The following is an 11,428-nucleotide window of genomic DNA, read 5'->3' as shown; positions in this document are numbered from 1 at the left end:
CCTGTACGGAGTGGCATACTTGAGCCGTGACCCGCTCCCTGCCGAAGCCCCGCCGCGACGCTGCCGACCAGCCCCGCGCGGCGATCTACTGCCGGATCTCCAGCGACCCGCGGGGCCTCGGGCTCGGCGTTGAGCGCCAGCGCGAGGACTGCGTGGAGCTGGCTGCCCGGCATGGCTGGCGCGTGGTGGGCACCTACGTCGACAACGACGTGTCGGCCTACTCGGGCAAGCCACGGCCGCAGTACGCCGCCCTCATGGAAGCTGTGCGCTCCGGCGAGGTCGACGTCGTGGTGTCCTGGGATCCCGACCGGCTGCACCGCTCGCCGGTCGAGCTGGAGGACTTCATCGGCGTCGTCGAGAAGGCCGGTACCGACGTCGTCACCGTGCAGGCCGGGACGGTTGATCTCGCCACCGCGAACGGGCGGCTCATCGCCCGCATGCTGGGCAACATCGCCCGCCACGAGAGCGAGCACAAGAGCGAGCGAGTCAGGAGAGCCATGCAGCAGCGCGCCGAGAACGGCAAGAGTCACGGCCGACGCGCCTACGGCTGGACCCGCGAGCACGCACCGGACGGCAGCGTCCGCGAGGTCATCGAGCCCGCCGAGGCGGCCGTCGTCCGGCGCATCGCCGACGCGCTGCTGGCGGGCGAGTCGCTGCGCGCCACCACGGCCTCGCTCAACGAGGACGGCGTGCCTTCGCCAACCGGCAAGCCTTGGGAGAAGGGCATGGTCCGACACCTCGTGCTCAGGGAGCGCAACGCCGGTCTGCGCGTGCACCGTGGCGAGGTGGTCGGCGAGGGCGCTTGGGAGCCGATCCTGCCGCGCGAGCAGTGGGAGCAGCTCCGAGCGGTGATGACCGACCCGAGCCGGAGGACGAGCACCGGCACGGCCGCCGCTCACCTGCTGTCGGGCATCGGCCGGTGCGGTGTCTGCGGCGCCTCGCTGCGCGTCGCGCAGAACCGCGGTGTGCCGTCCTACCGGTGCTCTGCGAACGGCTGCGTCATCCGACGCAAGACGGATCTTGACGAGCTGGTGAGCGAGCTGGTCATCGGCCGCCTGTCACGGCCGGACGCATCCGCCGTCTTCGCCCCGACCGATGACCCGTCGCGCATCGCCGCGCTCGCCGAGGCCGACCAGCTCCGGGCACGGCTCGACGAGGCAGCCGACCAGTACGCCGACGGTCGGATCGACGGCCGAATGCTGGAGCGGATCACGGCGCGGCTTCGCCCGCAGCTCGCCGAGGCCGAGGCCCGCGCCCGCGTGGTCGACTCCGCTCCCCTGCTCGACGGCCTCCTCGGTGCGGCCGACGTCCGGGCCGCCTGGGAGGCGCTGTCGCTCAGCCGCCGTCGCGCGGTGGTGGGCACGCTGCTGACCCTCACGCTGAACAAGACGAGGCAGGGTGCGCGCGTCTTCGATCCCGAGTGCGTGCAGATCGAATGGCGCCGATAACCGAGTAGGTATCGAGTAGGACATAACAATTTCGACCGACCCCTATTCACCCCCGAATTTCCGAGATCCGGGGCGTACAAAGGAAGTAACGACGGGCCGGGCGCACTAGGTGGCGCCGGTCGGGACCTGTGGAATCCCGACCAACGGCCGCGGAAGGCGCAGGAGCCCCGCAGGTGGTCGACACCTGAGGCTCCGCGCACAAGGGCCGGAGCCGCCCAACCTCTCCTGAGGCCCCGAAATGGCTCCATCTTCGGCCGTAACCCGCGCCAGATCAGACCTCGGCAATCACGCGCGCTGGCGGCCTAACGACACCGACGGCCTCACCGAGCGCCGACGCAATCTCGCCGCCGAGAAGATCGCCGACTACATCGAGCGCACCGTCGCCGCAGCGCCTCCGCTGAGCGACGAGCAGGTGTCTCGACTGACCCGGCTGCTGCGGACGTCATGACGACGAATACGGCGGCCCCGGCGCCTGCCAGCGCCGAGACCGCCCCGAGACTCCGCACCGCCCAGGCGCTCACCTCGCTTCCGAGGCTACGTCGGCCGCTCGCTGCTGCGCTGCTGTCCGCAGCGGTCGCCGCACTCGTGCTCTTCGCCCCGAGCGCCGTCGCCGTCGCCGCGACCGCCGTCCTGAGCGCTCTGGCGGTGGCCCGATGAGCGACTGGGACGAGGCCCTCACCGCCGAGCTGGACGCCATCGAGGACGCCGCCCGCGAGCAGCGGGCCGAGCGCCTCGCCCGGCTGCGCCCGCTCGCCGAGCAGCAGATCACCGCCGAGCTTGTCGACCAGTACGGGCCCGACCTAAGCGAGTGGCCCGAATGGAAGCGCCCCGGCTCTTCCGAGTACGAGCACCGGGTCGACGGCCGCGCCGACTGGCTCCACGACAAGGAACGGAACATGCAGCTCTGGCAGGAGCAGGCCGCGCGAGGGATGTACCTCCCCGCGAACGTGGGAGCCACCGACGCCGCGATCGAGGTCGAGCCCTACGAGACGTCCGACGGCGTGCGCGAGCGCTACGTGTATCCGGGCGGCCGACGGTTCCCCAAGGACGGGCCGCGGGCGGTCGAGCTGGAGGAGAACGTCGCACTCCGCGAGGACGCGGTCGCCCGCGAGCACGCCGACGGCGGGCACCAGACGACCAATGTGTGGTGGTGCGCCGACTGTCTCGCCCGAGTCGACGGGCTGGAGCGCGGACCGGACGCCGAGCTTCAGCGCACCGCCGCCGACCGGATCCGGTACCGGATCCGCTTCAGGCTCGGCTTCGACGTCGTGGCCCCCCAGCCCGAGCAGCCCGACCGGCTCACGAGCGGGTCCGCGTTCCTGGTCGAGGACGAGGACGGCGGGCAGCTCTGGGGCGGTCTTTGGCAGTCCGGCGAGGCGCTGACGCTCGTCGGGCCGCCCGGCATCGGGAAGACGACGCTCGCGCAGCAGGTGATCGGCCAAGCCATCGACGAGGAGCCCGACACCGTCCTCGGCGAGCAGGTGGCGTGCTTCGACCTCGTCGTCTACCTCGCCATGGACCGCCCGCGGCAGATCGCCCGATCGCTGCGCCGGACGCTGGCCGACGCCGATCCGGAGCTGCTCGACGAGCGCCTCGTCGTCTGGTCGGGACCGCCGCCCGAGGACGTCGCGGCTCGCCCCGAGGCGCTGCTGGAGCTCGTGCAGCGGGCCGCTGGTGGCGACCTCGCGAGCCGTCGCGTCGCCGTCGTCATCGACTCGCTGAAGGACGTCGCGGTTGGCCTGGTCGACGACGCGGTCGGCGCCTCGTACAACCGCGCCCGCCAGCTCGTGCTCGCGGCCGGTGTCGAGGTGCTGGAGCTGCACCACCTCGTCAAGCGCGGCGCCAATGGTGCCAAGCCGACCAGCCTCGCCGACGTCTACGGCTCTGCCTGGATCACCGCGGGCGCTGGCTCGGTCGTGCTGCTGTGGGGCGAGCCTGGCGACCCGGTCGTCGAGCTGCGCCACCTGAAGTCACCCGCGGGCGAGGTCGGCCCACTGCGCGTCGCCATCGACCACACGACCGGCACGGCCTCGCTCATCGAGGGGACCGACCTGCTCGCCATGCTGCGGGCACGGCGGGAGGGGCTCAGCGCCAAGGCCGCCGCGGTGGCCCTGTACGACGCCGAGAAGCCCTCCAGCGGGCAGGTGGAGAAGGCCCGACGCCAGCTCGACAAGCTGGTCTCGAGCGGCCTGGCCTACCGGCACGAGGCCCCAGCGGGCACGCGTCAAGCCACCGTCTGGACCGCACTCACGGCGTCGGCCGACCTCACGGTGACCTCACGCGACCCCTTCGACGAAGAGGGGTCACGGTGACCTCACGTGACCTCACGCAGATCGACGAATCCGCAGCTCAGAGACCTCACGTTCCATCTCACGCACCTCACGAGCCGGCCCCGCGCGGACACCTCACGCACACACCCCCCTCTAGAGGGGGTGTGTGTGAGGTCCCTGGTGTCCGCCCCGCTGGCAGGCCTGCAGGCCTCCACCAACAAGCCCCGACCCGCGACCGCTGGTCGGCCATCACGAGCTAGGAGAACCGACCATGACCGCGCCCAGGATCATCAGCGCTGGCGGGCAGCCCAACCGTCTGGACGACAGTGGCGTCACTGCCCAGGCCGTGGAGGCTTTCGCCAAGAGCTACGCCGAGCGCCGGGACGGGGCGAATTCCGTCGTCCCGCTGCGCGGCCCCATGAGGCACCGGAGCTGGAGCAGCAACGAGGCTGCGGCCTACTCCAGTCGGCCCGCGTGGCACGAGCACGGGACGCCGCAGCCGGTCGCCTCGGCATGGGAGGCCGTCGAGGACGCAGCGACCGCCGAGCGCGCTAGCTGCACGGCCGTCCGGTCGATCGAGAGCGATCGGCGAGCGGAGCGCCAGCTCGCCGAGCTGGCCGTCGACAACGCGATCGAGGCCGGTGAGGAGCCGCCCGCGCTGACCATCACCGACTGGTCGGCCGAGCGGGTCCGCCGCGAAGCCATCGACGCCGCCCGCCAGCGCGCCCTCCGGGCCGCCCGCGAGGAGTACGACGCCGTCGTCGAGGCCGAGCTGCCCGCCTGGAGGGCTGCGCTCGCCGACGAGGCCGCGCAGCGGCTGGGGACCGCGCGAGCCGCGTACAGCTCGGCCGACGAGCCGATCAGGGCGTACCTGGAGGCAGCGTCCGCACTGCTGGCGATGGACCCGCCCGCCGAGCCGTCGCCCGCCGACTACTTCCGGAAGCCCGCGCACGAGACAGAGGTCGAGCTGTTCGCGGCTCGTGCCGAGGCCGAGGACCGAGCCGAGGCCGCCCGCACCGAGATCCGCCACGAGCGGAGCCGCATCACCGCGGGTCGCGATGCGCTCGGCGCGATCGCCGAGGCGCTCGCCTGAGACTGCCGGTCGGCCGGGTCGTGTGGCACCGGCTCGGCCGACCGGCCACCACCGCACAAGCGAAGGGAACAGACACCATGACCACCAACACGCCGCCCAGGCCGCCTAAGGAGCTGGCTGCGCGCGGTCGGGCGCTGTGGCGCTCGGTGCTCACGAAATACGAGCTGGAGGAGCACGAGCTGGCGCTGCTCATGCAGGCCTGCCGGACCGCTGACCGGCTCGACGACATCGCCGCCGCGCTCGTCGGCCAGCCGCTCACCGTCGACAACTTCCGCGGCGACCCGGTCGCTCACCCTCTCCTGAACGAACAGCGGCAACAGAGCATGACCCTCGCCCGGCTGCTGGCAAGCCTGCGCATCCCGACCGGCGACGCCGAGGCCGATGGCCGCCCGCAGCGCCGAGGCGGTGCCCGCGGCACCTACGGCCAGAGGGCCGCCCGTTGAGGCTCCGCAGGCCGCCCGCGAGCGCCGTTCCGCGGCCGACCGCGCCCGCCTACGTCGAGGATTGGGTCGCCTCCGACGAGCCGGTGCCCGCCATGCCCGAGGACGGGCCGCGCCAGCACCGCGAGCCGGTCCCCGACGAGCCCGCAGAGGCCGTGCCGTGGCGCGTGCTAGCCGAGGAACGGGTCGAGGCCGCTCTCCGCGAGTGGGAGGCCGCACAGCCGCCCATCGAGCCGGTCGACGGGCCGCGCGTGGTGCGGACGCGCGACGAGCTGCCCGCCAGCGCCGCCCAGGGACCCGAGCAGCCGTCGCCCGCCGACGTCGGCTGCGTCTCGCTGGCTTTCCAGGGCGCCACTCAGTGCGTCTGGCGCGACGTCCGCGCTTTCCTCGCCGAGGTACGCCGTGGCTGACCACTGGCTCGACGTGCTCTGCGCCGTCGTCGAGCGCTACGGCGGCTCGGTGGTCGGCCACCCAAGCCAGCTCGTCGCCGATGGCCGCGCCGAGTGCGCCGAGTGGCTGCGGCTCGGCTGGCCAGCCACGGGCAGGACCCTCGTCGACCTGCTCGTCGAGCACGCCACCGACCTCCTCGGCGCCGGTCTGCTCGTGCACCACATCCCGACCGGCATCGGCCAGCCCGAGTGGCTGGCGGTCACCGATGTGACCAGCCCGCTGCAGCAGCGCGAGCGGGAGCCCTTAGGAGCTATTCCGGTACCCGAGCTGCGGTGCTGCCATGGCTCCCGGTCGAGCGGCTCCGCGCCGCGACCCCCCTCCCCCCGGCTCGTTCCACCGAAGGGCGCTGCCCGATGAGCGAGCGAGACGTCGAGCAGGCGCGCTGGCTCGCGCTGCTCGGTGCGCGCGAGGTTCACCGTCACTGGCAGCAGCAGCGCTCGACGCCGCTGCCCGATGCGCTCGCGGCGCTGCGTGGGCTGTTCGCGCTGGCTGAGGCTGGCGAGCTGAGGCGCGGAGCAGCGCGAGCGATCGTCGTCGGCGCGTGGGCGCTGCTCGCACCGCGCCCGACGCAGGCTGTGCCGGTCGAGCTGTGGCGCGCACTGTTCTCGATCACCGGTCCATGCATCGACGAGGAGGAGTGGACGCCGCCCGAGTCGCTGACGCTTTTCCGGGGCTGCGCCGACGAGCAGGGCGCCCGAGCGGGCATGAGCTGGACGGTCGAGCCCGCGGTCGCGCGCTGCCACGCTGAGGGCCGCACCGGGTCGAGCGAGGGCGCGCACACCTTGCCGCGGATCTTCACCACGCAGGCGCCGAGGGCCGCGCTGCTGGCACGCATCGACACCAACGGCGAGGCCGAGATCGTCGTCGATCCGGCGCAGCTCGGCGAGGTCACCGAGATCGAGCCCGAGCACTGGCGAGCCGAGTTCCCCGAGCCAATTACCGTTTGGCTCGACGACGTCCAATGCGCCGTGGTGCCGAATTGCCGTCCATGGTCGACACGCTACCGTCGCGCCTCGTGGGATGCCGTTTGGTGAGGGTCTGATGGACTTTGCTCGTTGCCTAAAACGGGTGTCTCGTTCATATCGCTCCCCGCCCTTTCTAGCCGCCTCGTGATCGCTTCACCCGAGGTCATCTCCGAAACATCAAACGCTCGGAGCAACTTATTGAGCTCCTCACGTTCCTTTGCATTGAAGCTGCGCCAGTCTTCGCGCCAACGCTGACGCTTGCTCAGCGTCTCGGCCTTACGGGCATGGAACGCCTTGAACCGTTCCCTCAAGTCAAGAATGCTCCCCTGCACGTCGTCCCGGATGCTGGCCAACTCGGCGCGCAGTCCTGGTAGCTCGTTGATGATCCTCCGTACGCGGCCCCTCTCGGACTCCGCAACCTGGTCGAGGCCCTGGACAGCCAGACTGGCAGCCTCTTCCTGCCACTTCTCCATCTGGGTCAAGCGCCACATGTTGTAATAGAGCTTGAATTCATGATGACGCAATTCCCGTTCCGTGAGGCGCATGTATCGATTCGCCTGCAGATGCAATCTCCAGGATTTCAAGCGCACCAGGGGATGCGCGGCTACGAGCCGCGCAACGATTTCCGCGTTGGCCCGCACGAGAATCTCCAGAGCAGGCGAGATGATGAGGATGCCCATTCCGCAACCCACCGCGATCTCGCATGCCGCGGGCCACCAGGACGCCACTTTGTCGCCCCGCAGTGCACGCAATGCATTGGTCTCACCGAAAGCTAGGACTGCAAGAATCCCCGCCCAGAGCGTGGATTGCAGGGCGCGGAGCCAGCGCGGAAAACCTTCATTCCACCTGCTCACTACCAAGCGGATTTCCAAGACAATTGCTAGTGCGACGACCGGCAAGACTTGAGTCATGGCAGCCCAGTAGTCGCTACTCGCCTTCACCCCTGCATCCTCACGGACTAGGACGCCGACCGTTGAATCCGGCCTGTTGACCGGCGCCGACGGTCATCGCGGGCAGTAACCCATGTTGGTCCGCCCAGGTGTGGAGGGTGGTCTTCCCGGCCTGCGTGCCACCGGAGACGAGAACGTTGAGACCGGACGCGACGGCGGCCTCGAGGAACCGCGCGGCCTGCGCCGTCAGCGTGCCGAGCGCGACGAGCTCGTCGAGGCTGTGCGCCTGCAGCACGAACTTGCGGATGTTGACCGCCATGTGCCGGCGGGTGATGTCCGGGATGACGACGTGCAGCCGGGAGCCGTCGGGCAGCACCGCGTCGACGAACGGGGTCGACATGTCGATGCGTCGACCGCTCGTGCGCAGCATGCGCTCGACGAGGTCGGCCAGCTCGCCGGCCTCGAGGATCGTCGTCGTCAGCTCGCTGCGGCCGCGGCGGGCGACGAACACCCGGCCCGGCTCGTTGACCCAGACCTCCTCGACCTCGGGGTCGTCGAGGTAGCGCTGCAGCGGCCCGAAGCCGGCGACGCGGTCGAGCACGTCGCGGACGACGGACTCCGCGTCGCCGATCGGCGGCAGCGCCGAGGTCAGCGAGCGCTCGGAGTAGTCGGCGACCACATCGCGCACGAGCACGCGCACCGGCGCGGGGTCGGTGAACGGATCCAGGCCGCGCCGGCGGATCAGCTCACGGACCTCGCCGTCCACGACGTCCAGAGCAGTCGGCACAGCACCCCCGTACGGCCTCGGTCTTCCTTCGCCAGGACCCCGGGACTCTAAGAGAACTGGACGGTCCGCGGGGCGCTCACCAGCCGATCTGTGGACAACGCGACGCTCGGTGACCGGCACAACCACCTGATCAGGCGACCGGGGGCGGCCTCAGCAGCCGCGGACGTCGTACCCGCGGACCGCCGGCCACGACGCCGCCGGGGTGGTCGTCCAGTCGAAGATCGACACCCCCACCGCTCCCTGGTCGGTCGCGGCCCGCGCCATCTGCTGGTACTCGGCGGCGGTGATCGCGGTCCCGTAGCCGCCGATCACCGATACCGCCGCGCACGGCTCCCCGAGGTCGCCCCGCACCCGCGAGATGTTCTCCGCCGTGTACCGGTAGGCGTCCCGCCAGCCCGACTCCACGGTGCGGTTGCTCCAGTACGCCATCGGCAGCCACACCTGGTAGTAGGGCGCGAGCTGGTGCCACGGGAACCGCGGCCAGTAGTTCGTGTTGAGCACGTCGGTGACCACCGGGGGCAGCACGATCGCGCCCAGGGTCGTCGACGGCGCCGCCGCGGCCAGACGGGACGAGAGGTCGACCAGCCGGGCGTTGCGGGTGTCGACGTCGGCGACGGAGAGGTCCTCGATGTCGACCCCGACCGCGTCGAACGCCTGCCCGGAGGCGCGGAAGTCGACCATCGCCCGCAACCGCGCCAGGTCGGCGTTCACGTCGGTGAGGTGGGGCAGGTACCAGGCCACCACCTGCATGCCCCGCGCGTGCGCCCGCACGAGGAAGTCCCCCAGCAGGTCCGGGCTGAGGAGCCCGGGGTAGAGCGGGTCGTCCGAGGCCGCCTGCAGATAGATCGTGTGCACCCCCGCGTCGGCCATCGCCGTCACGTCGGCAGGTGTGATCGGCGGGTTGGTGCCGGCGTACTCGCGGCTGAACCGGAACCGGGTCACCCACGTGCCGGCGTGCTCGTAGGGCGAGAGGACGGCGGTCCGGGTGCCGCCGGTCGCCGCGGTCCAGCGGATGAAGCCGCCCTGGAAGTCGCTCTCGCGGCCGGCGTTGACCGAGTACTCCCCGGTGATCGGGTAGCCCAGCAGGCCGCCGGAGGAGCCCTGAGCCACCCAGGCGTTCCGGATCGACCCGTAGACCTCGTGCGCGCCGGTCGCCGGGGTCCAGTAGATCGATCCCCGCTGGAACTCGCTGTGCCGCCCGACGCCGTCGCCGGTGCTCAGCTCGTCGGTCACCGGATAGCCCAGGAAGGCCACGCCGCCCAGCGCCAGCCACTGGGTCCGGATCGATCCGTAGACCGCATTGGCCCCGGTCGCCTGCGTCCAGTACACCGACCCCAGCTGGAACTCGCTGCGCCGCCCGACGCCGTCGCCGGCGCCCTGCTCGTCGGTCACCGGATAGCCGAGGAAGCGCTCGGCGCCCAGCGCCAGCCACTTCGCGCGGATCGACCCGTACACCGCGTTCGCCCCGGTCGCCTGCGTCCAGTACACCGACCCCAACTGGAACTCGCTGCGCTTCCCCACGCCGTCGCCGGTGCCCAGCTCGTCGGTCACGGGGTAGCCGAGGAAGCGCTCGGCGCCCAGCGCACGCCACTTGCCCCAGATCGCGCCCCACACGACGTGCGCGCCTGTCCCCAGGGTGTAGTAGATGGACCCGCGCTCGAAGTCGTTGAACCGGCCGACGCCATCCGCCGTCCCGGTCTCCCCCGTGGTCGGGAAGCCGAGGTAGCTGCCGGGCCCGCCCACCACGTCGTAGCGGGCCTTGATCGCGCCGTAGACCTCGTGCGCGCCCGTCGCCTGGGTCCAGTAGATCGAGCCCAGCACGTAGTCCTGCACCTGCCCGGCGCCGATCGTGCGCCGCGCGCCCACCGGGGCGCCGAGGAAGGCGGCGCCGCCGAGTTCGCAGTAGCGCAGGTCGATCGGGTCGGTCTGCGTGCAGGCCGCGGCCAGGGCGGCAGCGGGGACGACCAGCGTCCCCGCCGCCACCAACCCGGTGAGGACGACGACCGCGACGGCGCCGATCACGCGAACCCTGGCCCGGACGGACACCGCACACCGCCTCCTGCGACGGCGACGAGCCCGCGCCGGGACCCACTTCCTCACCGTCACCGGCGACGGTGCCTGCCCGACCGTCCCCGGCACAGGGGACATGGACCGCGGGAACGAGGCCGATGGGCCGCAGTTCGCCCCGGCCGTCGGTGCGCTGGTCCCGGTCCCCGCCCGGGCGGTCGGAGAATGGTCGGGCGCCACCGAGCAGGGCGCATTTAGCTGTCGGTCCAGGACATCGCCCCACACCCGTTTCGCCGCGCATTCACGGCCGGTCCAGAACCGGCGAAAATGGTCCGTCTCGTGCCACTATCGAGCCGTGCCGGACGAGGCCTCTCCTCACCGGACGAGGGTCCGGCTGGACCCCGCCCAGGCGTTCGACGTCGCCGCGCAGTGGATCCGCGAGGGGCGCCGGGTGGACATGCAGGGCCTGGCGACCGAGCTCGGCGTCACGCGCATGACGCTGCACCGGCACACCGGTGGCCGCGATCGGCTGATCGGCGAAGCCCTGTGGCAGCTCTCCGCGCAGGCCTGGGCGAGGAGCGAGGAGGAAGTGGACGGCGACCGTCGCCCTGACGACGGGGAATTGCGCAGTGCGCGCGTGATCCGCGCATTCAACGGGCGCCTCGTGGAAAGCCGCGCCGTCCGCACCCTCTTGGACACCGAACCCGAATTGTCCCTGCGCCTCATCACCGATCCGGACGGCCCGATCCAGCCCCGCACGATCGCGCGGACACTCCGGCTCATCGAGTCCGACGAGCGGGCCGGACGGCTGCGCCCGGTCATCGCCCGGGAGGACCTCGCCTACGCCCTGGTCAAGCTGGCCGAGGCGTTCCTGTTCGGCGACCTCGCGGCCGGCCGTCCCGTGGCGCTGCAGACCGCCAACCAGGTGCAGACCGCTCTGCTGGAGGCCGGGCGGACCCGTCCGGGCGGCACCTGAGGCGGCCGATCCAGTTCTGTTACAAAATCTCAGAACGTCAACTTGAGTCCGTTAAGTCTGGGCCGATGACCTTCTCATTCGCTCCGTGCCGAGGGGCGTCAG

General features: G+C 71.4%; 11 protein-coding genes. 8 read left to right on the top strand and 3 right to left on the bottom strand.

The features are described 5' to 3' along the window. Positions 1–26: 26 nt before the first annotated feature. From GGQ55_RS14470 to GGQ55_RS14440, 7 genes are all read left to right on the top strand, one after another. A complete protein-coding gene (locus GGQ55_RS14470; protein WP_179717818.1) occupies positions 27–1,448 on the top strand; it encodes a recombinase family protein in 1,422 nt (473 codons plus the stop codon). A gap of 653 nt (positions 1,449–2,101) precedes the next feature. Further along, positions 2,102–3,760, top strand: coding sequence for an AAA family ATPase (locus tag GGQ55_RS14465; RefSeq protein WP_179717816.1), 1,659 nt, complete (start codon positions 2,102–2,104; stop codon positions 3,758–3,760). A gap of 229 nt (positions 3,761–3,989) precedes the next feature. Further along, positions 3,990–4,811, top strand: coding sequence for a hypothetical protein (locus GGQ55_RS14460; protein ID WP_179717814.1), 822 nt, complete (start codon positions 3,990–3,992; stop codon positions 4,809–4,811). Positions 4,812–4,888: 77 nt separating this feature from the next. After that, on the top strand, positions 4,889–5,254 hold the full coding sequence (locus tag GGQ55_RS14455; RefSeq protein ID WP_179717812.1) for a hypothetical protein: 366 nt from the start codon (positions 4,889–4,891) through the stop codon (positions 5,252–5,254). Beyond that, positions 5,251–5,661, top strand: coding sequence for a hypothetical protein (locus tag GGQ55_RS14450; protein WP_179717810.1), 411 nt, complete (start codon positions 5,251–5,253; stop codon positions 5,659–5,661). The genes GGQ55_RS14455 and GGQ55_RS14450 overlap by 4 nt, the downstream gene beginning before the upstream one ends. Continuing rightward, positions 5,654–6,058 (top strand): hypothetical protein, encoded by a 405-nt coding sequence (locus GGQ55_RS14445; protein ID WP_179717808.1) that lies wholly within the window; start codon positions 5,654–5,656, stop codon positions 6,056–6,058. The genes GGQ55_RS14450 and GGQ55_RS14445 overlap by 8 nt, the downstream gene beginning before the upstream one ends. Continuing rightward, a complete protein-coding gene (locus tag GGQ55_RS14440; protein WP_179717806.1) occupies positions 6,055–6,735 on the top strand; it encodes a hypothetical protein in 681 nt (226 codons plus the stop codon). The genes GGQ55_RS14445 and GGQ55_RS14440 overlap by 4 nt, the downstream gene beginning before the upstream one ends. Here the strand turns inward: GGQ55_RS14440 and GGQ55_RS14435 are convergent. The 3 genes from GGQ55_RS14435 to GGQ55_RS14425 form a co-directional block, all read right to left on the bottom strand. After that, the gene (locus GGQ55_RS14435) at positions 6,702–7,607 is read right to left on the bottom strand and encodes a hypothetical protein (protein WP_179717804.1); all 906 of its coding nucleotides are present in this window, start codon (positions 7,605–7,607) and stop codon (positions 6,702–6,704) included. The two genes, GGQ55_RS14440 and GGQ55_RS14435, sit on opposite strands and share 34 nt — an antisense overlap. A gap of 10 nt (positions 7,608–7,617) precedes the next feature. Then, entirely contained in the window at positions 7,618–8,343 is a 726-nt protein-coding gene (locus tag GGQ55_RS14430) for an ATPase, T2SS/T4P/T4SS family (RefSeq protein WP_366489337.1), read from the bottom strand. A 150-nt stretch (positions 8,344–8,493) separates the two neighbouring features. Next, complete coding sequence (locus tag GGQ55_RS14425) at positions 8,494–10,389, bottom strand: hypothetical protein (protein WP_179717802.1); 1,896 nt, start codon at positions 10,387–10,389, stop codon at positions 8,494–8,496. A 418-nt stretch (positions 10,390–10,807) separates the two neighbouring features. Between GGQ55_RS14425 and GGQ55_RS14420 the strand changes: the two genes are divergently transcribed. Beyond that, the gene (locus GGQ55_RS14420) at positions 10,808–11,326 is read left to right on the top strand and encodes a QsdR family transcriptional regulator (protein ID WP_246324537.1); all 519 of its coding nucleotides are present in this window, start codon (positions 10,808–10,810) and stop codon (positions 11,324–11,326) included. Positions 11,327–11,428: the final 102 nt, after the last annotated feature.

The organism is Petropleomorpha daqingensis, from assembly GCF_013408985.1.
Taxonomy (GTDB): domain Bacteria; phylum Actinomycetota; class Actinomycetes; order Mycobacteriales; family Geodermatophilaceae; genus Petropleomorpha; species Petropleomorpha daqingensis.
The sequence above is the reverse complement of the archived record's forward strand: the minus strand, read 5'-3'. Positions and strand labels throughout refer to the sequence as shown.

Coding starts and splice junctions, on each gene's coding strand:
- GGQ55_RS14440 (WP_179717806.1), top strand. CDS start 6,055: ATGAGCGAGCGAGACGTCGAGCAGGCGCGCTGGCTCGCGCTGCTCGGT.
- GGQ55_RS14455 (WP_179717812.1), top strand. CDS start 4,889: ATGACCACCAACACGCCGCCCAGGCCGCCTAAGGAGCTGGCTGCGCGC.
- GGQ55_RS14420 (WP_246324537.1), top strand. CDS start 10,808: ATGCAGGGCCTGGCGACCGAGCTCGGCGTCACGCGCATGACGCTGCAC.
- GGQ55_RS14465 (WP_179717816.1), top strand. CDS start 2,102: ATGAGCGACTGGGACGAGGCCCTCACCGCCGAGCTGGACGCCATCGAG.
- GGQ55_RS14460 (WP_179717814.1), top strand. CDS start 3,990: ATGACCGCGCCCAGGATCATCAGCGCTGGCGGGCAGCCCAACCGTCTG.